Origin of the sequence: Morganella morganii, assembly GCF_019243775.1 — a bacterium.
Taxonomy (GTDB): Bacteria; Pseudomonadota; Gammaproteobacteria; order Enterobacterales; family Enterobacteriaceae; genus Morganella; species Morganella morganii.
Genome location: NZ_CP069157.1, coordinates 840,076 through 863,918, shown reverse-complemented (window position 1 = coordinate 863,918; position 23,843 = coordinate 840,076). Strand labels below are relative to the sequence as shown.

Annotated in this window: 19 protein-coding genes; 11 read left to right on the top strand and 8 right to left on the bottom strand. The window is 55.3% G+C overall.

Annotated features, from left to right (window positions below):
• Window positions 1-88: 88 nt before the first annotated feature.
• The 3 genes from purE (at window position 89) to JL661_RS03890 (ending at window position 3,037) form a co-directional block, all read left to right on the top strand.
• Entirely contained in the window at window positions 89-613 is a 525-nt protein-coding gene (gene purE, locus JL661_RS03900) for a 5-(carboxyamino)imidazole ribonucleotide mutase (RefSeq protein WP_032098360.1), read from the top strand.
• Window positions 613-1,683, top strand: coding sequence for a 5-(carboxyamino)imidazole ribonucleotide synthase (gene purK, locus JL661_RS03895; RefSeq protein WP_062771816.1), 1,071 nt, complete (start codon window positions 613-615; stop codon window positions 1,681-1,683). The genes purE and purK overlap by 1 nt, the downstream gene beginning before the upstream one ends.
• 88 nt (window positions 1,684-1,771) lie before the next feature.
• Entirely contained in the window at window positions 1,772-3,037 is a 1,266-nt protein-coding gene (locus JL661_RS03890; protein ID WP_004237662.1) for an MFS transporter, read from the top strand.
• Here the strand turns inward: JL661_RS03890 and ybbP are convergent.
• A complete protein-coding gene (gene ybbP, locus JL661_RS03885; RefSeq protein ID WP_062771818.1) occupies window positions 3,034-5,466 on the bottom strand; it encodes a putative ABC transporter permease subunit YbbP in 2,433 nt (810 codons plus the stop codon). The genes JL661_RS03890 and ybbP overlap by 4 nt on opposite strands.
• Window positions 5,463-6,149 (bottom strand): putative ABC transporter ATP-binding protein YbbA, encoded by a 687-nt coding sequence (gene ybbA, locus JL661_RS03880; RefSeq protein WP_004237659.1) that lies wholly within the window; start codon window positions 6,147-6,149, stop codon window positions 5,463-5,465. Before ybbA ends, ybbP begins: the two co-directional genes overlap by 4 nt.
• On the opposite strand from ybbA, the gene tesA reads away from it, so the two are divergent.
• From tesA to JL661_RS03855, 5 genes are all read left to right on the top strand, one after another.
• Window positions 6,117-6,743: a multifunctional acyl-CoA thioesterase I/protease I/lysophospholipase L1 gene (gene tesA / locus JL661_RS03875; protein WP_032099246.1), complete on the top strand. Its 627-nt coding sequence runs from the start codon at window positions 6,117-6,119 to the stop codon at window positions 6,741-6,743. The genes ybbA and tesA overlap by 33 nt on opposite strands.
• Before the next feature lie 62 nt (window positions 6,744-6,805).
• Window positions 6,806-7,591, top strand: a complete 786-nt coding sequence (locus JL661_RS03870; protein ID WP_062771820.1) for an SDR family oxidoreductase — start codon at window positions 6,806-6,808, stop codon at window positions 7,589-7,591.
• Window positions 7,592-7,650: 59 nt separating this feature from the next.
• Window positions 7,651-8,508: a co-chaperone YbbN gene (locus JL661_RS03865; protein ID WP_015422944.1), complete on the top strand. Its 858-nt coding sequence runs from the start codon at window positions 7,651-7,653 to the stop codon at window positions 8,506-8,508.
• 55 nt (window positions 8,509-8,563) lie between these two features.
• Complete coding sequence (locus JL661_RS03860; RefSeq protein ID WP_032099238.1) at window positions 8,564-9,502, top strand: SPFH domain-containing protein; 939 nt, start codon at window positions 8,564-8,566, stop codon at window positions 9,500-9,502.
• The gene (locus JL661_RS03855; protein ID WP_004237653.1) at window positions 9,499-9,951 is read left to right on the top strand and encodes an NfeD family protein; all 453 of its coding nucleotides are present in this window, start codon (window positions 9,499-9,501) and stop codon (window positions 9,949-9,951) included. The genes JL661_RS03860 and JL661_RS03855 overlap by 4 nt, the downstream gene beginning before the upstream one ends.
• A gap of 65 nt (window positions 9,952-10,016) precedes the next feature.
• Here JL661_RS03855 and JL661_RS03850 read toward each other — a convergent pair whose 3' ends face one another.
• The 6 genes from JL661_RS03850 to cueR form a co-directional block, all read right to left on the bottom strand.
• Window positions 10,017-11,501: a C69 family dipeptidase gene (locus JL661_RS03850; protein WP_004237652.1), complete on the bottom strand. Its 1,485-nt coding sequence runs from the start codon at window positions 11,499-11,501 to the stop codon at window positions 10,017-10,019.
• Window positions 11,502-11,803: 302 nt separating this feature from the next.
• The gene (locus tag JL661_RS03845; RefSeq protein WP_004237651.1) at window positions 11,804-12,031 is read right to left on the bottom strand and encodes a type II toxin-antitoxin system YafQ family toxin; all 228 of its coding nucleotides are present in this window, start codon (window positions 12,029-12,031) and stop codon (window positions 11,804-11,806) included.
• Window positions 12,015-12,287, bottom strand: coding sequence for a type II toxin-antitoxin system RelB/DinJ family antitoxin (locus JL661_RS03840; RefSeq protein WP_225310119.1), 273 nt, complete (start codon window positions 12,285-12,287; stop codon window positions 12,015-12,017). Before JL661_RS03840 ends, JL661_RS03845 begins: the two co-directional genes overlap by 17 nt.
• Window positions 12,288-12,495: 208 nt before the next feature.
• Entirely contained in the window at window positions 12,496-17,130 is a 4,635-nt protein-coding gene (locus JL661_RS03835; protein ID WP_062771823.1) for a hemagglutinin repeat-containing protein, read from the bottom strand.
• 36 nt (window positions 17,131-17,166) lie between these two features.
• Complete coding sequence (locus JL661_RS03830; RefSeq protein WP_062771826.1) at window positions 17,167-18,855, bottom strand: ShlB/FhaC/HecB family hemolysin secretion/activation protein; 1,689 nt, start codon at window positions 18,853-18,855, stop codon at window positions 17,167-17,169.
• A gap of 183 nt (window positions 18,856-19,038) precedes the next feature.
• On the bottom strand, window positions 19,039-19,455 hold the full coding sequence (gene cueR, locus JL661_RS03825; protein WP_004237647.1) for a Cu(I)-responsive transcriptional regulator: 417 nt from the start codon (window positions 19,453-19,455) through the stop codon (window positions 19,039-19,041).
• A 141-nt stretch (window positions 19,456-19,596) separates the two neighbouring features.
• Between cueR and copA the strand changes: the two genes are divergently transcribed.
• The 3 genes from copA (at window position 19,597) to ybaK (ending at window position 23,811) form a co-directional block, all read left to right on the top strand.
• Entirely contained in the window at window positions 19,597-22,335 is a 2,739-nt protein-coding gene (gene copA, locus JL661_RS03820) for a copper-exporting P-type ATPase CopA (RefSeq protein ID WP_062771829.1), read from the top strand.
• A gap of 135 nt (window positions 22,336-22,470) precedes the next feature.
• On the top strand, window positions 22,471-23,280 hold the full coding sequence (locus JL661_RS03815; protein ID WP_004237644.1) for a TraB/GumN family protein: 810 nt from the start codon (window positions 22,471-22,473) through the stop codon (window positions 23,278-23,280).
• 51 nt (window positions 23,281-23,331) lie between these two features.
• Window positions 23,332-23,811, top strand: coding sequence for a Cys-tRNA(Pro)/Cys-tRNA(Cys) deacylase YbaK (gene ybaK / locus JL661_RS03810; protein ID WP_004237643.1), 480 nt, complete (start codon window positions 23,332-23,334; stop codon window positions 23,809-23,811).
• Window positions 23,812-23,843 lie beyond the last annotated feature (32 nt).

The following is a 23,843-nucleotide window of genomic DNA, read 5'->3' as shown; positions in this document are numbered from 1 at the left end:
CCGTGATATTATGCCCGTCTTCTTAACCGGCCAACGGCCGGACGTCTGTCAATTTTCGTGACGCGGGATGTACAGGAGCACCGAAAACATGAACGCCGCCTCTTCGCAACAACACTCACCGGCAGCCAAAGTGGCTATTGTTATGGGATCCAAAAGTGACTGGAGCACCATGGAACACGCCGCAGCGATCCTCGATATGCTTCAGGTGCCTTATCACACAGAAGTGGTTTCCGCGCACCGCACGCCGGACAAACTGTTTTCCTTTGCTGAAACCGCAAAACAGAACGGGTTTGATGTGATCATTGCCGGTGCCGGTGGTGCCGCGCATCTGCCGGGGATGCTGGCGGCGAAAACCCTCGTACCGGTGCTGGGTGTGCCGGTGCAGAGTGCCGCGCTCAGCGGTGTCGACAGTCTCTATTCCATTGTGCAGATGCCGAAAGGCATTCCGGTCGGTACGCTGGCTATCGGCAAAGCCGGTGCCGCCAATGCCGCCCTGCTCGCCGCACAGATCCTCGCCCTGCATGATGAGGCGCTGCTTATCCGCCTGACAGACTGGCGCAATGCGCAGACCGATGATGTCCTCAGCCACCCGGATCCGCGGGAGGCCAACTGATGAAACCGGTGTGTGTTCTGGGAAACGGCCAGCTGGGCCGGATGCTGCGCCAGGCCGGTGAGCCGCTGGGGATTTCGGTTTATCCGGTCGGGTTAGATGCCGAGCCGGAAGCCGTCCCTTATCAGCACAGCGTGATCACCGCTGAAATCGAGCAGTGGCCGCAGACCGCGCTGACACAGGTGCTGGAGCAGCACCCTGCCTTTATCAACCGCGATATTTTTCCGCGCCTGGCAGACCGCCTGCCGCAGAAACAGCTGATGGATGACCTGCATCTCGCCACCTCACCTTGGCAGCCGCTCTCCTCTCCGGATGAATGGCCGGACATTTTTGCCCGTCTCGGGGACTTTGTCATCGTCAAGCGCCGCACCGGCGGTTATGACGGACGCGGTCAGTGGCGGGTGCGTCCCGGTGATGAAGCTACTCTGCCGCCGGAGATTTACGGCGAATGTATTGCCGAGAAAGGCATTCTGTTTTCCGGCGAAGTGTCGCTGGTCGGTGCCCGTAACCGCGCCGGGCAATGTGTGTTTTACCCGCTGACCCGAAACCATCACGAAGAGGGCATTCTGCGTATGAGCGTGGCCTTCCCGCAGACACAAAACCCGCTTCAGACACAGGCTGAGCAGATGCTGGGGGCTATCCTCACTGAGCTGGATTATACCGGTGTGATGGCTATGGAGTGTTTTGTCACAGAAGACGGCCTGCTGATCAACGAACTGGCACCGCGAGTGCATAACAGCGGCCACTGGACACAAAACGGTGCGTCCGTCAGCCAGTTTGAGCTGCATCTGCGGGCGATTCTGGATCTGCCGCTGCCGCAGCCGGTTGTCACCGCCCCGGCGGTCATGGTGAATATTATCGGCACAGAGCTGAATACACAGTGGCTGGCACAACCGCTGGCGCATCTGCACTGGTATGACAAAGAAGTGCGCCCGGCGCGTAAGGTCGGTCACATTAACCTGACTCATCCGGATCCGGCACAGCTTATCTCGGCACTCAGCGGGCTGGCACAGGATTTACCGCCGGAATATCAATCCTCTGCGGACTGGGCAAAAACAATATTAAGCTGGTAGTCGGCACGGTTTCCGGCGACAATAGCCCCATTCTGATGCCCGGTGTTCAGCCGGGCATTTTGCTTTTTACGCCGTATCCGGAGCCGGGATGTTTTCGTCAGATCGCCGCTTAGGTCCTGTTTATCAATGGACTATACTCACCCTGCTGGGGCTGGTTTATTTCCTCACCACTGCCACCACCTTTACCTCATTAGGCGTGGTCTTACCCGGCATGCTCAGAGAGCTGAACTGGAGCTGGACAGACGCCGGTTTCGGATTCACCCTGCTCGGGCTGACCTGCGGGCTATCCAGCTTTCTGCCAAGTCTTCTCATCCGTAAAACCAATGTTCGCCTGACGCTGCTGGCCGGGCTGCTGCTGTTTCTGGCCGGGTTTTACAGCCTGTACACCACACAGTCAATTCAGCGCTATTTTATCGGCACCGCCTTTCTCGGGATTGGTTTTACCTTTATGGCTACTGTTCCCGGCACTTATGTAATTTCGCGGCTGTTCAGCCGTCAGTCGCTGGCGTTTGGTTTTTACTTTACTCTTGGCGGGCTGGGCGGTGTGGTCGGGCCGTGGATCTATTTTCTCGCCGCGCATGTGTTCGGCTCCTGGCGGATCCACTGGCTGATCTCCGCCCTGACGCTGGCCGTTGTCACTCTGATCACCCTGCTGGTGATGCGGGAAGGCCGCCGTGAGATCACTCACGCCCGTGCCGTGATGTGGCAGCAGAAAAAACAGAGTTCCCGTATCTACCGCAGTCAGGCGCGCTGGAGCGCCCGTCAGGCGCTGAGAACCTGGCAGTTTTATGTCATCGCCGCCTCTTATACCGCGTTTTTATGGTGCGGATTCACCGTAAACAGCTTTGCCGTGCCGCATATTATGGATAAGGGGTTCAGTGAAACCGTTGCCGCCACACTGCTCAGTACTATGGCCTTTATTAACGCCTTTTCCCGTCTGGCGGGCGGCGCTATCGGAGAGTGGCTGGAGCCGAAAAAACTGCTGATTATCAGCCTCGCCACTATCACATTCGGTGTGCTGACACTGAGTATCGCGACCAGCTGGCCGCTGCTGATCCTGTTTACCGTACTGGTGGGGATTGGTTACGGCATGACATTCCTGGCCTCCAGCGTGCTGCTGGCAAACTATTTCGGCCGTGGTCCGTATCTGGAGCTGTTCTCTGTGGTGAACCTGATTTCCACCTTTGCCTGTCTGGCACCATTCTTTGCCGGTGCCGTCAAGGATTACAGCGGCAGCTTTACCCCTGCGTTTCTGCTGATTGCCCTGCCGGTGATTGTGATTCTGGCGGCCACATTCTTTATGCGGCCACCACAACACAAACCGGTCAGAGCATACACATCGTCGCCGGACTAACTCTGCAGGCGGCGGTATTGCTGAGAATCCCCGAGCAGGCGGATCCCCAGCACACTGCCGCAGAGTGACAGCAGAAAACCACCGGCCAGCGGCAGCCCGACCCACAGCGGCCACTGCGGCTGCCACGGAAAATCAAACACGCGGGTCTGCAACAGCCACAGGGCTGTCTCCGCTCCGAGCGCCGCGACCACTCCGGCCATCGCGCCCAGCAAGGCAAACTCACTCCACAGCGTGCGCCGCAACAGGCGTTTACCGGCCCCGAGCGTGCGGTATACCACCAGCTCGGTCCGGCGCTGGTTCATCCCCACCTGGATCTGTGCCAGTAATAACAGCACGCCGCAAATCAGCACCAGTACCACCATCGCTTCCAGCGCACGGCTGACCTGCGCGAGAATGGTCTGGATCTGTTTCAGCATCGAGCCGGTATCAAAAATACTGATGGACGGATACTTGCGGTTCATCTGGGTGATTAACCCGTCATTACCGTCATAGTGAAAGCTGGTCAGCCACATGGCGCTCTGGTTTTCCAGCGAGGCGTGATTAAAGATGAAGAAGAAATTAGGCCGCATACTTTCCCAGTCCACCTGCCGCACACTGCTGACAGTCACGGTAAACGGCCGGGTATCACCGGTAAAGGTCAGGGTATCCCCGACTTTCAGCCCGAGTTCTTTGACCACTTCCATCTCAATGGAGACTTCCCCGGGTTTCGGCGGCCAGGTGCCGTCCACCAGTTCATTGAGCGGCGGCAGCGATTCCAGCCAGGTGAGGCTCAGTTCGCGGCGGACCGTGTTGTTGCCCGGATCACGCGCATCCGCCCATGCCAGCGCAGTTTCGCCGTTAATGCCGGACAGCCGCGCCAGCACCACCGGGTAATATTCCGACGGTGTCACGTTGTGTGACGCCAGCAACTGATTGACCGGCGTTATTTGTTCTTCCGTCATATTCACGAGAAAATAGTTCGGCGTGTCCGGCGGCAGTTGCTGCTGCCAGCGCCCGATCAGATCACCGCGGATCATCACCAGCAATCCCAGCAGCATAAAGGAGAGCGCGAACGCCCCGGTCTGTACCAGTGTCTGGCCGGGCTGGTGCAGCAGACGGCGGACAGCCAGGCGCAGACTCAGCGCACGGAACGGGATTTTTGCCAGCAGCCATAATCCGCCGTAACCGGCCACCGCCAGCAGTGCGGCGATCAATACCACCCCGGCCAGCACCGCCCAGAGCAGAAACGAGGCATTGGTCAGCACCGCCAGCCCGCCTGCCACAATCAGCACCGCCAGCGGCAGATACCAGCGCAGCGGCCAGACCGGCGCCACCACATCATCACGCAGTACGCGGGTCGGCTGTGTCAGCATCAGCTGGCGGTAAGGCCGTGCGCCCACCAGCAACGTGATGGCAAGCAGTGTCAGCAGTGCCCACGCCCACGGCCATAATCCCGGATCCGGCAGCGCCTTCGGCAGCAGAGGTGCCAGCAGGCTCATCAGGATTGCATCAAAAATCAGTCCCAGCAGAGATCCGGCAACCATTGCTGCCGCCATCAGCACCGCCCACTGGCCGACCACCCAGTAACGCAGCTCGCGCCGCCCGGCGCCGAGTGTTTTCAGTACGGCAATCAGGGTGTGACGGCTGCGGCAGTAATGCGACATAGCAACCGCCACTGCGGCGATCGCCAGCAACAATGTCAGCAGCGCAGAGAGCACCAGGAACTGCTGAGCGCGATCGATCGACTTCGCCAGCGCCCCGCCTTCCTGTTTCAGGGTGACCCAGCGCTGGTCAATCCGCAGCGCATCTTCATACTGCTGTTTAAACACCGCCACCGCATCCGGCGCACCGGCAAACATATCGCGGTAGGTCAGGCGGCTGCCCGGCTGTACGGCACCGGTGGCTTCCACATCCTGTAAATTGATCAGCACACGGGGCGCCATCTGAAACGGGTTAAAACCGCTGTCAGGCTCCTGAATAAGGAAACCGGCGATTTTCAGATCGGTATCCCCCACTTCCAGCATCTGTCCCGGTTTTACCGAGAGCAGCTCTGCCAGACGCGGCGCGATCAAAATCTCTCCCCGGGCCGGTTTCAGGCCGGGCGGGTCGGTTTCCAGCTCGCCGTACAGCGGATAAGCGTCATCCGCCGCTTTGACATACACCAGCTGCGGCACGTCATTGGCAAATACCATGGTGTTGAAACTCATCTGCTGACTGAGCGCCAGGCCGCTTTCCTGTGCCTTTTTCAGCCAGGTTTCATCCGCGGGATGCGAGCCGCGCAGTACCAGATCACCGGCCAGATAGTCACGGCTCTGATAGTTCACACTTTGATTAATACGATCACCGGCACGTCCCAGTGCCAGCACACAGGCCACCGCCAGGGTCAGTGACAGCCAGACCACCAGCAGAGACGGCGTACGCCACTCCCGCCAGAACCAGCGCCAGATCATGCCAGTTCCTCCAGCTTACCGTCCGACAGTTTCAGCCGCCGCTGACAGCGGGCAGCGAGGGTCAGATCATGCGTGACCAGAATCAGGGTGGTGCCGTAGTCGCGATTGAGCGAAAACAGCAAATCGGCAATTTTGTCGCCGGTGCGGCGGTCGAGGTTGCCGGTCGGCTCATCGGCAAACAGAATTTTCGGCCGGGTCGAGAATGCACGGGCGATGGCCACGCGCTGTTGTTCCCCGCCGGAAAGCTGGGCAGGCATATGTTTCAGGCGTTTTTCCAGCCCTAGCTGGATCAGCAGCTGCTCTGCATTCTCCCGGCTGACGGATTCGGACTCACCGCGCAGCAGCGCAGGCAGCTGGACATTCTCCAGGGCATTAAGGGTCGGGATCAGCATAAAGGACTGAAACACAAAACCGACATCCCGCGCCCGCAGTTTTGCCCGCGCTTCCTCATCCAGCTGCGGCAGTGACTGCCCGAGCAGTTTCACCTCACCGGAGGTCGCGTCATCCAGACCGGCGATAATGCCGAGCAGGGTTGATTTTCCGGATCCGGATTCCCCCACCAGCGCGATTGTTTCTTCAGGCTCGACAACCAACCCGGCACCCTGCAATATAGTGATCTCATTTTCACCCTGACCGACGCGCTTAATAAGATGATCAATTTCAAGAATAGGCTCCGCTGCCATCTCTGTTTCCTTTTTCTGCTGCTGTTCAGCGGGAATTTGTATGCCGCCGGAACATTACTGATACTGGGGGACAGCCTGAGTGCCGGTTACCGCCTTCCGGCCGGAGAGGCGTGGGCGGCACAGCTGGGACAACGCTGGCAACAGGCCGGTAACGGTATCACACTGATAAACGGCAGTATCAGCGGAAATACGGCGGCTCAGGGACTTGCCCGTCTGCCCGCACTGCTGGAGCAGCACCGGCCGCAATGGGTACTGATTGAACTGGGTGCCAACGACGGCCTGCGCGGTCTGCCGCTGACACAAACCCGCACTGACCTTCAGGCTGCGATTGATGCAGTGAAGGCCGCCGGGGCGAAACCGCTGCTGATGCAGATCCGCATTCCGCCGAATTACGGCAAACGCTATACCGAGCGGTTCTCGGCGCTCTATCCGGCGCTGGCACAGGAAAATGCCGTTCCGCTGATCCCGTTTTATATGGAAGCGGTCGTCACCAATCCGCAGTGGATTCAGGATGACGGCATACACCCGAACGCGGCAGCACAGCCTTATGTGACTGACTGGATGGATAAAACACTGCTGCCTTACTTACAGTAACGGGTGTCAGACTATCCTAAATGATTTATCCATAATTTATAAGCAGTTAAGCAGGTAAAGAAATGCAAAAAGCAGTTTTGATCACCGGCAGCTCCAGCGGTATCGGGCTATGCGCGGCTAACACACTGAAACAGCGGGGCTACCGTGTGCTGGCCGCCTGCCGCAAACCGGCAGATCTGGCTGAAATGGCGCGCCTCGGGTTTGAGCCGGTGGAGCTGGATCTGGACTGCCCGCAGAGTGTTGCCCGTGCCGCAGAGCAGGTGCTGGCACTGACAGATAACCGCCTGTACGGCCTGTTCAATAATGCCGGTTTTGGTCTGTACGGCCCGCTGGACACCGTCAGCCGTGAAGATCTGGAAAAACAGTTTTCCGCCAATCTGTTCGGCACACACCAGTTGACCACCCTGCTGCTGCCCGCTATGAAACAGGCCGGTGAAGGCCGGATCATCCAGACCAGCTCGGTAATGGGGCTGATTTCCACGCCCGGGCGCGGTGCCTATGCCGCCAGTAAATACGCGCTGGAAGCCTGGTCTGATGCCCTGCGGATGGAACTGTCCGGCAGCGGGATCCGCGTCAGCCTGATTGAACCGGGGCCGATCACTACCCGCTTTACCGAAAATGTCACACAAACGATGCAGGATAAACCGGTAAAAAATCCGGGAATTGCCAGCCTGTTTACCGGTAAACCGGAGGATGTGGTGAAAAAAGTCATCCACGCCCTGGAGCACCCGCACCCGAAAATACGCTATCCTGTTACGGGTCTTACCGTAATAGTGATGTGGCTCAGACGCCTGCTGCCGCTGTGGCTGATGGATAAAATACTGAACAAAAAATCCGCCGCCGCTTGAAATGCCGCGCTGCGCCCAGATGTTAATAGAAAGTCCGCCAATTTATTAAGAGAATGAATATGTTATCAAACGCACATATCACAGACGTTAACGAAACCAATTTACGCCAGGTTATTGAATCTTCAATGCAGGTGCCGGTGGTCTTTTTCTTCCATTCCGCACAGTCCCCGCAGTGTCAGGAACTGGGCGCCATTCTGGAAAAAGTGGCGGCTGACTATGCCGGGATGATGATCCTCGCCAGAGTGAACTGCGATACCGAGCAGATGATCGCCTCACAGTTCGGCCTGCGTGCGGTGCCGACCACCTATCTGTTCCATCAGGGGCAGCCGGTCGACGGTTTTGAGGGGCCGCAGAATGAAGAGACTGTCCGTAATTTCCTGGCCAAATTCCTGCCGTCCGAATCTGAAATCAAAACCGGTCAGGCCATTGAACTGATTGAAGCCGGCGATTTTCAGGCTGCTCTGCCGCTGCTGCGTGAAGCACACCAGGCTGAGAGTAATAACAGCGAAATCACCCTGCTGCTGGCACAGACACTGATGGAAGTGAAGCTGTCAGAAGAAGCTGAAAAAGTATTGAAGTCCGTCCCGATTCAGGATCAGGATACGCGCTATCATGGTCTCTTATCTCAAATTGAGTTACAAAAGCAGGCCGCAGACACCCCGGAAATCCAGGAACTGCAAAATACCTTTGCGGCGGATCCGGAGAATGCAGAGCTCGCGGTACAGCTGGCACTGAAACTGCATGAAGTGCACCGCAATGATGAAGCACTGGCCCTGTTATTCAGCTTCCTGAAGAAGGATCTGGCGGCTGCGGAAGGTCAGGTGCGCAAAACCATGATGGATATTATGGCGGCAATGGGAACCGCAGACAGTACTGCCGCATCTTATCGTCGTAAGCTATACTCGTTACTGTACTAATTAATTGCTTTACTGAATTATTTAACCCACTCATTACTGATAAGGATTTTGGCTCATGGATTTGTTCTCACTGGGTTTTGTCCCGATTATTATTCTCATCGCAATTATTATTGTGGCAACCGGTGTTAAAACCGTGTCACAGGGCTATCAGTGGACAGTTGAGCGTTTTGGCCGTTACACCAAAACCCTGCAACCGGGTCTGCATATTATTGTGCCGTTTATTGACCGTGTCGGCCGTAAAATCAATATGATGGAACAGGTTCTCGATATTCCGTCACAGGAAGTTATCTCCCGCGATAACGCCAACGTCACCATCGATGCCGTCTGCTTTATTCAGGTGGTGGATCCGGTGCGTGCCGCATATGAGGTCAGCAACCTGGACCTGGCTATCATCAACCTGACCATGACCAACATCCGTACCGTGCTGGGTTCGATGGAGCTGGATGAAATTTTATCCCAGCGTGACTCCATCAACTCCCGCCTGCTGCACATTGTGGATGAGGCTACCAACCCGTGGGGGATTAAAATCACCCGTATCGAAATCCGTGACGTGCGTCCGCCGAAAGAACTGATCTCCGCGATGAACGCGCAGATGAAAGCGGAGCGTACCAAACGTGCGGACATTCTTGAAGCGGAAGGTATACGTCAGGCCGCGATTCTGAAAGCAGAAGGTGAAAAACAGTCTCAGATCCTGAAAGCAGAAGGTCTGCGTCAGTCCGCCTTCCTGGAAGCGGAAGCCCGTGAACGTGCGGCAGAGGCGGAAGCCCGCGCCACACAGATGGTATCTGATGCTATCGCTGACGGTAATATGCAGGCTATTAACTACTTCGTGGCACAGAAATATACCGATGCACTGACCAAAATCGGTGCGGCGGAAAACAGCAAAGTCATTATGATGCCGCTGGAAGCAAGCAACCTGATGGGCGCTATCGGCGGTGTGGCTGAAATGTTCAATGTGTCAAAAGACACTAAAGGTCAGGGTAAATCCGCATGATTGAGATGATCGCATCACAGGCGGTCTGGTTCTGGCTCTGTTTCGGCGGCATCCTGCTGATTCTGGAGATGCTCGGTACCGGCGGTTATCTGCTCTGGAGTGGCGTGGCGGCACTGGTTGTCGCGCTTCTGGTGTGGATTATGCCGGGGCTCAGTCTCGAGTGGCAGGGTATTATCTTCGCGGTGATGACGGTGATCTGTGCGGTGTTGTGGCGTAATTTTCAGCGCCGCCGCCAGCGTAATGACAGCAGTTCGCCGAATCAGGTCAATCATAAGCTGATCGGCCTGCGTGCCGCACTGCTGGCAGAGACGGAAGACGGTTACAGCCGCATCCGTCTGGCAGACGGCAGCTGGCGTGTCTACAGCCAGTCGGCACTGCCTGCCGGTACGGAAGTGGAAGTGATTGCCGTTGACGGCATTACACTGACGGTCCGGGCTGTCAGCCGGTAACTGACCGGAAAGACCATCTCAAAACGGCCTCTGGTAACAGAGGCCGTTTTTTATGTACTCCCGCATCACGCGCCTTTAAAGCGGTAGCGTTCGTTCACGGAATTGGTCAAATCCTGCATAATAATATTGGTCAGTTTATCCGTGGTATTTAATGCATCCTGCATGACTTTATTCTGGAAGTCCTGTAACAGCTGTTTGGCTTTCGCCGGGTCTGTTTTATAAATACTCAGATACTCTTTTTCCATTGCCTGTTGTTCTTTGGCAAACTCAGCTTCCTGTTTGCTGTATTCCGCCTGCACAATTTTCGAATATTTATTAAAGTCGATCATCGCCAGTGTCTGTAATTTACGGAATTTCCAGTGTGCGGAGGCGTTATCCGCCTGCGGTGAACCGATGGTATAAGCTTCCACGTAGCTGTCCGGGCCGTAATATACCGGGACATAAACGGATAATGTCGGCATACCGAAGGCAATATAACGGACATTCCCGATTTCTTTCGGTAAATCTTTGCGTACCTGTAAAATATGGGAGTGCTGGGTTCTGAATACCGAGATTGGTCGTTTAGTGGTATCCGGATAGGTGGTTGCATACGGAGATGTACCGACATTTTCATAATGGTTGCGCAGTCCGGCTTTAATATCTTCCAGCCCCAGTTTTTTCGCCGGTTTTAAGAAGACAGGGAAATCATTGGATTTCACATCTTTAAAGTCAGTTTTAATTTCCGGGTTATACATTTTCTGCAGCACTAACACTCGCGGATAGTTGTAATAACCGTCACTTTTTGCGTCATCTTTGGTATAGGCTTTTTTGAAATTAAACTCACCGTCTTTTTTCGGATCATATAAGCCATTTTTCTCGGCAAAGGAAATCAGTGTCGGGGATGACAGGTAATTTTCTTTGTCATTCATATCAAATTTTTCCAGGCGGCCCTGGTTTGCAGTGACATAATAGGTATTGGCCGGGATTTTTGCTGCCATCCACTGGTGGCCGCTGCCGGTTTCCAGATACCAGATCCCGTCTTTATCAATAAAGGCCACGCCGAAACCTTCACCGGCCCCTTTTTCCTCAATGATTTTCCCTAACCGCATCACCCCTTCTTTTGCGGAAGAGACATACGGTAATACCACATCCGGAATAGCATCTTCAATAATCCCGGTATCTTCAACATACGGGTCAATTTTTAATGAAGCTTCATTGGCGAAAATAGTTTCTGTGGCACTGATCCCGACACCGGCGTCATTAAAGCCGTTGGAACTGAAACGGAACTGACCTTTATCATTCCATTCCGGGATAGTGGTATAACGCATTGCCTTTTCCGGAAGGGTATAGGTGAATTTATTTAAGTTGGTTTTAAACTCAGTGTCTTTATTTACTTTTTCCTGATTCACCTGCAAAACTTTCGGGTTTGCCGGATTCATATCTTCATTGCGGGCAATATATTGCGCACCATCTGAAGACGCATTTTCACCGACAAAAATAGTGGTACACGCCGTTGCATCAGAAATCACCAGTGCAGCACCCACAGCAAGAGATAAAACACTACGTTTCATAGAGAACACCTTCCATTGAGTTATAAATTGCGCTTACGCTATCCATTACCCACTGAATTTTCTTTTACGCAGATCGCATAATGCAAAGTCAATCACTGAATTATTCGCAAAATATGGTGCATTTCACTAATTTGCGATTTAATCACGGATAAGTGTTTTGGTTAAAATTACGGATTATTTTTTCAGCGGGGAATTGATCGGAAACAAAAAAGAGAAACAGAGGTAATCTATTTTGCCTGAGGTAAAAATTAAAAAATTTTACTGTGAGATCCGAGGCGAGCCAATTTCAGACAGCGATCACCTTATTTTTTATAAATCAAAATCAAATCAGGATAGAGGTGGCAATCACGAAATGTACGCCAATTTCCTTTAAGCGGATGATCAGCGTATTTTTCAGGTATAGGGAGATCATTTACCAATATATTCAGGATGTTCTGTAGACTGTCATTTAACATCATACGGTAAATACCCTTAACTTCCCGTTTATAATCTTTTTTAAACTGAGATGAACGTTCAATCGTCCTTGCCATCCTGCAGATCCGCCATTAAATCTGAAATACTGTCAAATTTTTTGCCTTTCCCGCACTCCAACTCTTCTATTGCGGCCCGGATACGTGCAGCATGACGATATTGTGTACTTTTCACACAAAATGGCATCGCTTTCTGTTCAACAATCTGAATCATCAACATTCTTATCGCGTCACTCACTGTTAAGCCCATCGATTCAAGCGTTTCAATCGCTTCTGCTTTCAGCTTCGGATCAATTTTTGCTCTGACATATTCCACTTTAGAGATAACCAGCCCTCAAAGCAGGTGAATAAACAGACGATAGTGTAGTCATACCGTAGTCGTTCCACAATCAGATTAAGTACAGCCGAACTGATAACCCTGATCATAACCACAGTTATATAAACAATTTTTAAACCACGCCGGATTGTCATATTAAAAAACGGCTCCGCAGGGAGCCGTTTTATCTTACTGAATAAACTAATAATTACTTCACTTTACTGTTCACACTGCTGTGATCATTAGTGACAGAAATACCGACCGGGGATTTTCCGTTTACAATTCCGTCCTTAACCGCGCTGACAGCCTGTCCGGCATTGAGCGGGAGTTCGCCGTGAATGCGGGTGCCGGTCTCTTTGACCGCCACAGAGCGCATTTCGGTGTTCCCGCCATCCGGCAGACCGTCCAGCACCGCGCCGGTCAGGATAGTGCTGCCGCCGGTACGCAGTTTGCCCTGTTCACGGGCGGTCAGACCGGATTGCTGTCCCACCTGTTCTGCGGAACGGGTTTCGAAGGACGCTTTAACATTGCCGTTCATCCCGGACGGGGATGTCAGGCCGGATTTCACCTTGTCCGCCACCGTACCAGCACCGGCTCCGGCATTTTCCCGTACAGAATCTGCCGCTTTATCCAGTCCGTTTTCCAGACCCGCTTTGATGTCATCTGCAAACTTCGGTGTACCGGCATTGGCCAGTTTTGAGGTGGTACTGCTGCCCTCATCATTGGTATGTGCCGCCGACAGATCCGCGTCAACTTTCAGAACAGATTCGGTGTTAGTCCGGCTTTCCACGATCAAATCACCGCCGACACGCCCGCTGATGGTATCCGCCGTCAGTTTTCCACCCCGGATCTGCGTATCATTGCGGCTGTTCAGCGTGAGATTTCCGCTGTCAGCAAGGGCATTTTTCTGCGTTACCGTCTGCTGATTATCGATCCCGCCCTTCAGACCGGCACTGATATTATGCCGCGAACCGGTTTCCGGATTTTCTGTACTGCGCGAGGTGCCGATATTCAGGTTTCCGCCCGCATTCCAGTTGGCTTTGTCCGTGGTTTTCTGTGCCGATTCAATCACAATACCGCCGTCACGGGCGGTCAGCGCGGTATTTTGTGCATCAATCTGCGTACCTTTCAGATGCAGCGCATCATCCCGCATACCGTCCGCAGAAACAGAAACAGTACCGCCGCTGCGCAGGCTGCCGCCGCGCTGGTCAGTCACGTTTTCAGATTGTTTGCTGATACTGAAATCCGCACCGCCGCCGGGTTTGCTGCCGATCTCTGTTTTACCGCCATTAGCCTGAACACCACCGTGCCACTGATGGCCGGAGATGGTATTCGTGCTCTCCGCGCTGTCAAGCAGGGTGTTGTGTCCGCCTTTCACCGTCACATCCCCGCCACTGCTGACATTAGTACCGTTAGCGGTCAGGTCGTTTCCGGCCTGTAATACCACGCCGGTTTTGCCCTCAATCACGCCGGTTTTCGCCGTTGTGCCGCTTTCGTTGTACACCTCACGTCCGCCGCTGAGACCGCCACCGGCATTTTTCAGGTTGAGCGATTCCACATTTACCTTCGCCCCGGCATCATAGCCGCTGACGGTTTTGCTGTGGGTATCACCCGCCTGATCCAGCGTCAGATTATCACCGGCACGGACAGAAACGAGCCCTTCCTCACTGCGCAGTGTATCGCCCTGCAATGCCGCATCACGCCCCGCCTGCACAGAGATATCCCCTTTCGCCGACAGCGAACCGGTCACCGCTTTACTGCTGCTCTCAGTTGCCAGACGATGACCGCCGCTGCCTTCCGCGCTGATCGCAACATCCTGTCCGGTGGATGTTGCCACACGCAGACTTCCTTTGCCCTCAGTCACAGATTCCGACTGATGATGTGTATCCGCTGCCGCCGCAGACTGATAATCGCCGGTGCTGATCGCAATACCGCCGTTATCCGCCCGGTACTGTGTTCCTTCATCAAGAACACGATCCGTGGTGTTCACGGCAACCGATCCTGCATTAACAGAGGTGGTTTTTGCCTGTGTGTTTTCACTGATGGTCTGCCGGTTTTCCCCTTTACCGCTCAGGTCAACGCCGATATCCGGCAGTCCGGTGGCAGCGGTGCTGTCCGCCACCCCGGCAATATTGCCTTCCGAAATATTTTCACCGGCTTTGGCCAGCGGACGGGAGACTTTGCTGTAATCCAGCGAAACACCAAGGCTGCCTTCGCCGCCTTTACGGGTTTCCGTGGTGCGATCACTGTTGTGAGCCGCCCGGTGCGCCGAGTTTTGCGCAGTTTCCGTATAAGCGCCGCCCACCGTGTGTGATGCGCCTTCCTGCGAGAGCGTTTTACCGGCGGTCAGGGTGAGGTTACCCTGTACCTGTGTGCCGGAGGTGACCGCCTGATGCTGCTCCTGTGTCTTACCGGTTTCAGTATGACCGCCGCTCAGACCGCCGCCGAGTTTATCCATGCCGCCGGTCAGATAAATACCGCCGTGTGATTCCCCTTTCTGCTGTGTCCGGGTTTCACGGTTATCCGCTGCGTTCAGGGTGATATTTTCAGCGGAAAGCGCCGCATCCCCCTGCGTGGTGGTCAGAGAAGAGCCGGTAAGGGTGAGATCATTTCCGGCGGTGACAGAGACACTGCCGCCTTTGAGTTCACTGCCCTGCTGCGTGACAGAATCCTGCTTTTGCGTGTCGCGGGTATGGTTGATATCCAGACCGGCGCGGTACTGTTTGTCCTCATCCTCTTTGGCATAGCCGCTGATTTTGAGTGTGGTTTCTGTTTTGTCAGACTGTTTTTGTGCCTGTGCCGCACGGACATTGATATCACCAAGGGTATCAATTTTCAGTGTGCCCGCACTTTCAATCAGGCTTCCGGCGATGGTGATATCATTTTTCCCGGCCAGCCGCAGGTCAGCTTCTGATTTCAGCTCGCTGCGCTCAACGCGGGTATCTTCACTGTTTTCACGGAGGGTACTGCGGGTGATGTTAAACGCGCCGCCATCACGGTTATCAATGTGTTTCGCCGTCCGACTGATGCCGTTTTCAATCACCAGCGCGCCCTGTCCGGTCTGCACCAGACTGTCCTGTGTGCCTTTTACCTTGCTGCCGGTAACAGTGACGCCGTTACCGCCGGAAAGCCAGAGCTTACCGCCTGCGGTAACGTCAGAGCCGTGCGCCGTCTCTTCCGTGGTGGCCCGGTTTTCACGGGAGCCGCCGCCGATACCGCCCCAGGAGGTGATATTCTCCGTATGCCCCTGATGCTGTGTCGTCGTTTGCGTACCGATGGTGAGATTATTACCGGTGTTGATGATCAGATCCTGTCCGGCGTGTACCTGTACCGCCTGAGCCCGGATGTCATGACCGGCATTCAGTCCCAGATTGCCGCCTGCGGTCAGTTCCGTTTTCACCAGTTGCTCTTTTGACGTGACATCGCCGTGTGTGCCGCTGAGCAGTTTTGCCGTCTCATTGCGTTTATTGCCGGACACCGTCTGAGTGCGGGAGTCAGTCACGCTCTCCAGCCGGATATCCCCTTTGGCATCCGCACTGAGATGCGATCCGGCCGCCAGTGTTGCCCCTTTCAGGGTAATATCACCGGTTTTGGCTGCCAGACGGATATCACCGTCAGCACGGAGGTTGCTGGTTTCCTGCCGGATGCTTTCATCTTTGCGGGTTTCATTATTTTCCCACGACATCTTCCACTGATTTGTGGTACGGGTGTCTGACTGTGCAACCTGGTCGCTGTCGAGCGTGATGGAGCCGGCATGAACGGCGATCTCCAGCCCGTGCAGATCAGTGCCGGTCAGCCGGGCTTCCTGCTGTGCCACCAGTGTGATGTTTTTGCCGTCCAGTGAGGTGCGGGTGTAGCGCCCCTGCCTGGTTTCGCCGGTGACGGATTGCCCGCTGCGTTTGTCTTCTGTCCGCTGATGTTCGTTGCGCAGCTGTCCTTCGGTACGCAGCGTATCACCGCTCAGGCGGATATCCCCGCCGGTGACCTGTGCGCCGGTGAGTGTCAGAGCGCCCTGAGACTGAGCATCGAAACCATTCACAGCATCAATATTACCGGCCAGTTTCACACCGCTGCCCTGTGCGGTATTCACCAGACGGATTTTACCGACGCGCATGCCGCCCAGATAATAGCTGTCCAGCGGAACCGCGTTTTTCCCGGCGGAAATAGTCTGCATATCAGCGGAAACGGTATTGTTCCCGGTGATCACATTCAGTGCCGCCGCGCGGATCTCCCCGTCGGCATTAATCGCAGGCGCAACCAGATCCAGCACTTTACCGGTCGTGATCCCGTTATTTCCGATCGTCAGTGAACTGGTGTTATCCAGCGTACTGTATGCACTGATCATTCCGTTCTCAATCAGCGGATTACCCACGATCAGCCCGGCATTATTGGTGTTGATAAAACCACAGCCCTGACAGCTGATCCCGTTCGGGTTGGCGAGGATCAGATCCGCCGCCATGCCGAACACTTCCTGCTGGCCCAGCAGCAGAGAGGGGTTACGGCTGACCACTTCATTGAGGATCACCCCGGCGGCCTGCCCGTTCAGGTTTTTGTTGGCCTCCAGCATACCCGCCAGTTGCGACTGCCCGGCGGTCAGGGCGTTATTAAAGACCGCGCCCCGGTTATCCACATTAAAATCAAGATACTGGTTATGAGACAGCCCGTTACTGTTCGGTGCTGTAATATTAACAATATCCGTTCCGTTTACCTGAGAAACCCCGGGGCCGTCCGGGCCGCCGTCCGCCACAATCCCTGCAGCTGCGCTGTTCAGCGTGACAAAGGCCAGTGCTATCCACGCGGCCACCTTACCTGACGAAGAGAGTTTAAAGCGTTCTTTTTTCATTGTATTTCCTTACCATCCAACGACTGACGGAGCAGATCAGAACTGATATCCCAGGCGCAGGGAAAACAGGGTGTCCTGTGCGGGCAGTGCCGCCACAGAGGTCCGGGCGCGGCTGATTTGCGCATCCAGCTGTGCGTCGCCGTAACTGACATTAACCCCTGCGGCGATACCCGCGGCAGACTGCCATCCCGCCTGCCCGGTCTGAGCCATAACCCGTCCGTAGTCCGCACCGGCGCGGGGTGTTACCGTGATCCCCTGCCGGACAAAACGGCGGGAAAGGGTGTTTTGCCAGTACCATCCCTTATCCGCCGATAACGAGCCGTCGTGAAACCCTCTGATCGCACTGTTATCCGACAGTGTCAGCCACTCCCCCCCGGGGAGGTGATCCTGTGTGTACTGACCGGCCAGATGACTGCTGAACAGATACGCGTCTTCCGACAGCGAAAACTGCTGAATATAACTGAGTGAGAATTTGCCTTTGGTGTATTGCGGATCCGAGCCCGGCATGGTGTTCCGGGTAGCTGCCCCGAACAGTGTGGTGCCCTTCTCCGCTGATAAAGAGGTGCTGATAACACCGCCCGGTACCAGAATCAGCCCGGTGTAACCGGCTTCGGCGATACTCAGGGACGGGCTGCTGACGCCAATCAGTGTGTCATTGAGGTAGTTGCGGCTGCGTTTGTAAGTCATCTGCGCCATCAGGGAATCAATCCGTGAGCGGTTACGGAAGATGACATAATCCGCCCGCAGTGCGGCCTGAGCGCTGTCCCCGCTAAGAATGACGTGGTTATAGCGCAGCGCCTGAGTGATGCGGTAACGGGAAAGACTGCCGTAAGTGCTGATCGTCAGTGCGCCGTAAGGTACGGAGTAAAACAGCATGCCAGAGCGGCTGTAACGCGCCGCCGGATTATCGGTTGTGGCAGAGCCGCTCAGGCTGACAAAATCAGATAATCCTGCCGGGCTGTCTGCGGTGACTGCGGCGCGGATAACATTGCGTCCGGTACTTTTCTGCCCGTAATTATCTGCACTGATAGAAAACCCGGCCGGAGTGCCGCGCTGATTAACCAGCCGGATCACCGATCCTCCCGGTGCGCTGCCGGGTAGAATATCCATAGTGACATGGTTGGATTTCAGGCGGTTTGCCTGATCCAGCCCCTGCTCCAGTTCGGTGATTTTCAGCGGTTTGCCGGTCAGAGCGGGAAACAGCAGAGCGGTATTAACACCGCGATCCGTGCTGTCGATTCGCTCCACGGTTCCTTCCGTCACGCCGATCCCCAGCTCGTGATAATCGTTGACCGGCAGAAAGCGGATCCGGGCGGTGATATAGCCTTTATCCAGATACCGCTCCATCAGTTCCGCCACCAGCACATTAATGTCACGGCTGCGGATACAGTCTGCGGGCAATGGCGAAAGTGAGCGTAGGTCGTCCTGAGATAACAGTGTGATACCGGAGAGATACACGCCGCTGACCGGCAGACAGTGTTCATTCTCTGCCGCACGCAGTAACGGCTCTGTGGGGGTGATCGTTGTCTGCGGCTTGCTCAGTTGCCGGTAAGTCTGCTGTTCCAGCAGATCACTGACCTGCTGTCCGGCATCCTGCATCGCCCGGCGCGAGGCATCAGCGCCCGGATTTTCCGCAGCAGCAGGGAAAGGTGCGGCATATAATGTCGGGCAAAAAAACAGCCCTGATAATAATATGCGGCGTAATAATGTCAGCAGTTTGGTCAATTCGTCTTACTTATCCTTTACGCCGGTTACCGCCGCAGCGGACAGAAATGCCGGTTTTCTCCGGTATAACGCCGGATGAAAAAGAGCCGTGCTTTTATCTGTTATCGGCAGAAATAAGAAAAACTTAACTGACAGGATGTAAGACGGCGTCTGCCCGGCGGGCAGACGCACAAAACAGACGGATTATTTATGGCAGGCAGGTTTGCTGTGGCGGCATCCGGAGAGATGATCGATGATCGGACACTCTGCGCTGTCATCCCCGGGACAGGAATCAGCCAGTGCCAGCAGGCGGTCACGGATAGCCGTGAGCTCCGTAATGGTTTTCTCAATCTGCTTCACTTTGCCCAGTGTCGCCGATTTCACATCCGCCGCGTGGCGGTTCGGATTACGGAACAGCGATAACAGCTCGCGGCACTCATCCAGCGTGAACCCGACCTCTTTTGCCTGGCGCAGCAGAGTCAGTTCATCCACATGCCGTTCACTGAAATACCGGTATCCGTTCTCACCCCGTTCCGGTGGCGTGATCAAAGATTTATCTTCGTAAAAACGGATTGCTTTTGGTGTTAAACCCGTTTTTTGTGCAATATCGCTGATATTCATAACTTCTCCTTGACCTTACCCTTGAGGGAAGGTTTACCATCATCGTAAATCAAAATTCCCGTTCCCCCGAACAGAATTTTTTCTCTTGCGCCGTGTGCTGATATGCGGCGTGATGATGCGAAACATGTAAGGAAAAAAAGTATGGCTAATACCACTATTCTTGCGTTACAGGGGCTGTCCTGCGGACATTGCACCGGCAGTGTGAAAAAAGCTCTCGACGCCCGCCCGGATGTTGAATCTGCGGTGGTCACCCTTGATTTCGCCAAAGTGACCGGCGATGCGGATGCGCAATCCCTCATCAGTACTATCGAAGAAGCGGGTTACGAAGCTCAGATTGCAGACAAACCCGGTACAATTTTACAGCTTTCCGGGCTGAATTGTATGAAATGTGCAGCGAAAACGCAAAGTGCATTAGAAGCGGTTGACGGTGTTGCGGCTGCGGTCGTTGATACCAAAGAGGCAAAAGTGTACGGCAGCGCCGATGCGCAGACCTTAATCAGCGCAGTGGAAGCCGCCGGTTTTCAGGCGGCGGTGGCAGGAGAAAACGCCTCCCCAAAATCTGAACCGCTGACGCCGTCTCAGACTGAGGCTGCGGCAGCGGAGCACTGCGACATTCCGGCCACCCCTGACAATACCCCTGCCATGCCGGTGATTGAAGAGGATGACGACAGTCTCTCCTTCCTGCTCGACGGCATGACCTGTGCAAGCTGTGTCAGCAAAGTACACAAAGCGCTGCTCAGTGTGGACGGCGTGGAAAATGCCCGCGTTAACCTCGCGGAACGCAGTGCACTGGTCACCGGGCACGCCTCTGCAGAGGCGCTGATCGCCGCTGTGGAGAAAGCCGGTTACGGCGCGGAGCTGATTCAGGATGACGCCAAACGCCGTGAGCGCCAGCAGGAAGTGGCTGTCGCCAATATGAAGCGGTTCCGCTGGCAGGCTGCTCTGGCACTGGCGGTCGGTATCCCGGTGATGATCTGGGGGATGATCGGCGACAATATGATGCTGACCCCGGCGAACAACGGGATCTGGCTGACTATCGGGATCGTCACCCTGGCGGTGATGATTCTGGCGGGCGGGCATTTCTACCGCAGCGCCTGGCAATCCCTGAAAAACGGCAGTGCAACGATGGATACCCTGGTGGCTCTCGGCACCGGTGCCGCATGGCTCTATTCCATCACTGTAAACCTCTGGCCGGATGTATTCCCGCCGCAGGCGCGTCACCTCTATTACGAGGCCAGCGCCATGATTATCGGTCTGATAAACCTGGGGCATATGCTGGAGCAGCGTGCCCGCCAGCGTTCGTCAAAAGCACTGGAGCGCCTGCTGGATCTGACTCCGCCGACCGCCCGTGTGGTGACACCGGAAGGGGAAAAGGATGTACCGCTGGCAGATGTGCAGCCGGGGATGATCCTGCGCCTGACCACCGGTGACCGCGTGCCGGTCGATGGTGAGATCACGGAAGGCAAAGTGTGGATGGATGAGGCGATGCTGACCGGGGAGCCAATCCCGCAGCAGAAAACCACCGGTGATACCGTTTCTGCCGGAACCACCGTGCAGGACGGCACCGTACTGTTTCGTGCCGCCGCTGTCGGCAGCAAAACCACACTGGCACGCATCATTAAACTGGTGCGTCAGGCTCAGAGCAGTAAACCGGAAATCGGTCAACTGGCAGATAAAATCTCAGCCGTTTTTGTACCGGTTGTGGTGGTTATCGCCCTGATCGCCGGTGCTGTCTGGTACTTCTTCGGTCCTGCGCCGCAGATAACCTATGCACTGGTCATTATTACCACGGTACTGATTATCGCCTGTCCGTGTGCGCTGGGGCTGGCAACGCCGATGTCAATTATTTCCGGGGTCGGACGTGCCGCTGAGTTTGGTGTGCTGGTACGGGATGCCGATGCTTTACAGCAGGCAAGCACCCTCGACACCATTGTTTTCGACAAAACCGGAACCCTGACCGAAGGCATGCCGCAGGTAACGGAGATCCATACCTTTAATGGTTTCAGTGACGATGATGTCCTGTGTCTCGCGGCGGCGCTGGAAAGCGGTTCTAATCACCCGCTGGCCCGCGCTATCACTGAACGTGCGAAAGAGCTGACACTGCCGTCTGTTACTCAGTTCCGTACCCTGGCGGGTATGGGGATCAGCGGGGAGTCTGAAGGCCGGACACTGCTGCTGGGTAACCATGCACTGATGCAGGCACAGAATATCAGCACTGCCGGTGAGGCGGATGCACTGGTGCAATCCCAGGCCGGTAAAGGCGTGACTCCGGTGATGCTGGCGGTTGACGGCAACATCGCGGCGATTCTTTCCATCCGTGATCCGCTGCGTGAGGACAGTGTCAGTGCGCTGGCGCGTCTGCACAAACAGGGTTACCGTCTGGTGATGCTGACCGGGGACAACGAAGTAACCGCCCGGGCTATCGCCAAAGAAGCCGGGATTGATGAAGTAATCGCCGGTGTACTGCCGGACGGCAAAGCCGCTGCCATTGAAAAATTACAGCAGGCCGGACGCCGTGTCGCCATGGTCGGTGACGGTATCAATGACGCACCTGCGCTGGCACGGGCAGATGTGGGGATCGCGATGGGCGGCGGCAGTGATATTGCCATCGAAACGGCAGCAATCACTCTGATGCGCCACAGCCTGCACGGCGTGGCCGATGCGGTGGCTATCTCGAAAGGGACACTGCGTAATATGAAACAGAACCTGCTGGGTGCCTTTATTTATAACACCCTCGGGATCCCGATCGCCGCCGGGGTGCTGTTCCCGTTCACCGGCACTCTGCTGAATCCGGTAGTGGCAGGGGCAGCCATGGCGCTGTCATCCATTACCGTGGTCAGTAACGCCAACCGGTTGTTACGTTTTAAACCGAAAGATTAATCTCTGACCTGATAAGGGAGCGAATAATTCGCTCCCTTATTTTTTTCCTGTTAATTAACCGGATATTACTTATCAGGGTTGAAAAAAGCCCGCGCTTGCAGTCAACTAAGGTATCGTTTCACGACAGGAGTCGTCATGAAAACACTGTTCCGCCGGCTGAAAGATTACCTTATCCCGCCTGATCCGCAGGGTGGCTGCACCTGGCCTTCGGTTGAACTCACATTGCCCGGGGATATCTCACTGCATCTGGTAGGCAGTATTCATATGGGATCGGAAGCCATGTACCCGCTGCCCGGCCCGCTGCTGGAAAGAATCAATCGTGCTGATGGCCTGATTGTGGAAGCGGATATCACCCGTCCGGCACCGCCGTTCCCGGGACAGGACCCTGAATTCCCCCGTCTGCCGGTAAGTGAGCGCTTACCGGAGCACCTGAGAGATGACTACCGCCGCTATTGTGAGGAACAGCGTCAGCCGGTACAGACGCTGGATACCCTGCCCGCCTGGCAGGTGGCGCTGATCCTGCAGTCCGCCCAGGCACAAAGCCTGGGGCTGCGTCCGCATTACGGCATTGATTATCAGATGCTCAATGCCGCTCACGGACAGAATATCCCCGTTTTTGAGCTGGAAGGCACACAGGCACAGTTACAGATGCTGCTGGATTTCCCGGACGAAGGGCTGAGCCTGCTGGAAGATACCCTGGCCTACTGGCATGACAATGCCCGCGCACTTCAGATTATGCTCGGCTGGTGGCTGGATTACCGGCCGGAAAAACTCGCGCAGCCGCTGCCCGCCACCTTCAGCGAGCAGACGTATCAGCATCTGATGATAAGCCGCAACGACGCCTGGAAAACCAGGCTGATACAGCTGCCGCCCGGCAATTATGTGGTAGCGGTCGGCGCACTGCATCTTTACGGCGACCATAATCTGCCGTCCATTTTGTGTTAAACTGGCAGGCCTTGTGACACTGCCGTCTGAATTATCTGCAAGGAAAGACCTATGACACCGGCTGTAAAACTTCTGGAAAAAAACCGGATTTCATTCACCCTCCATCCGTATGAACATGATCCGAATGATCATAATTTCGGTGATGAAGCGGTCCGCAAACTCAATCTCGATGCCCGTCAGGTATACAAAACCCTGCTGGTGGCGCTTAACGGTGATAATAAACATCTCGCCGTGGCAGTCACCCCGGTATCAGAACAGCTTGATTTAAAAGCGGTAGCCAAAGCCCTTGGTGTGAAGAAAGCGGAAATGGCTGACCCGGTGAATGCACAGAAAGTCACCGGCTATCTGGTGGGCGGGATCAGCCCGCTGGGACAGAAAAAACGTCTGCCGACCCTGATTGATGAGGGCGCACAGGAATTTGCCACTATTTTTGTTTCCGGCGGCAAACGCGGCCTGGATATCGAACTGGCACCGCAGGATCTGGCAAAAGTGCTGGACGGGAAATTTGCCCCGGTGGCGAAACGGGACTGATACACAGAAAAAAGCACTTCCCGGGGGAAGTG

Excerpts from the sequence above, each read along its gene's own strand:
- purE (WP_032098360.1), top strand. The coding sequence starts at position 89 with ATGAACGCCGCCTCTTCGCAACAACACTCACCGGCAGCCAAAGTGGCT.
- purK (WP_062771816.1), top strand. The coding sequence starts at position 613 with ATGAAACCGGTGTGTGTTCTGGGAAACGGCCAGCTGGGCCGGATGCTG.
- JL661_RS03890 (WP_004237662.1), top strand. The coding sequence starts at position 1,772 with ATGTTTTCGTCAGATCGCCGCTTAGGTCCTGTTTATCAATGGACTATA.
- ybbP (WP_062771818.1), bottom strand. The coding sequence starts at position 5,466 with ATGATCTGGCGCTGGTTCTGGCGGGAGTGGCGTACGCCGTCTCTGCTG.
- tesA (WP_032099246.1), top strand. The coding sequence starts at position 6,117 with ATGATCAATTTCAAGAATAGGCTCCGCTGCCATCTCTGTTTCCTTTTT.
- ybbA (WP_004237659.1), bottom strand. The coding sequence starts at position 6,149 with ATGGCAGCGGAGCCTATTCTTGAAATTGATCATCTTATTAAGCGCGTC.
- JL661_RS03870 (WP_062771820.1), top strand. The coding sequence starts at position 6,806 with ATGCAAAAAGCAGTTTTGATCACCGGCAGCTCCAGCGGTATCGGGCTA.
- JL661_RS03865 (WP_015422944.1), top strand. The coding sequence starts at position 7,651 with ATGTTATCAAACGCACATATCACAGACGTTAACGAAACCAATTTACGC.
- JL661_RS03860 (WP_032099238.1), top strand. The coding sequence starts at position 8,564 with ATGGATTTGTTCTCACTGGGTTTTGTCCCGATTATTATTCTCATCGCA.
- JL661_RS03855 (WP_004237653.1), top strand. The coding sequence starts at position 9,499 with ATGATTGAGATGATCGCATCACAGGCGGTCTGGTTCTGGCTCTGTTTC.
- JL661_RS03850 (WP_004237652.1), bottom strand. The coding sequence starts at position 11,501 with ATGAAACGTAGTGTTTTATCTCTTGCTGTGGGTGCTGCACTGGTGATT.
- JL661_RS03845 (WP_004237651.1), bottom strand. The coding sequence starts at position 12,031 with ATGGCAAGGACGATTGAACGTTCATCTCAGTTTAAAAAAGATTATAAA.
- JL661_RS03835 (WP_062771823.1), bottom strand. The coding sequence starts at position 17,130 with ATGAAAAAAGAACGCTTTAAACTCTCTTCGTCAGGTAAGGTGGCCGCG.
- cueR (WP_004237647.1), bottom strand. The coding sequence starts at position 19,455 with ATGAATATCAGCGATATTGCACAAAAAACGGGTTTAACACCAAAAGCA.
- copA (WP_062771829.1), top strand. The coding sequence starts at position 19,597 with ATGGCTAATACCACTATTCTTGCGTTACAGGGGCTGTCCTGCGGACAT.
- JL661_RS03815 (WP_004237644.1), top strand. The coding sequence starts at position 22,471 with ATGAAAACACTGTTCCGCCGGCTGAAAGATTACCTTATCCCGCCTGAT.
- ybaK (WP_004237643.1), top strand. The coding sequence starts at position 23,332 with ATGACACCGGCTGTAAAACTTCTGGAAAAAAACCGGATTTCATTCACC.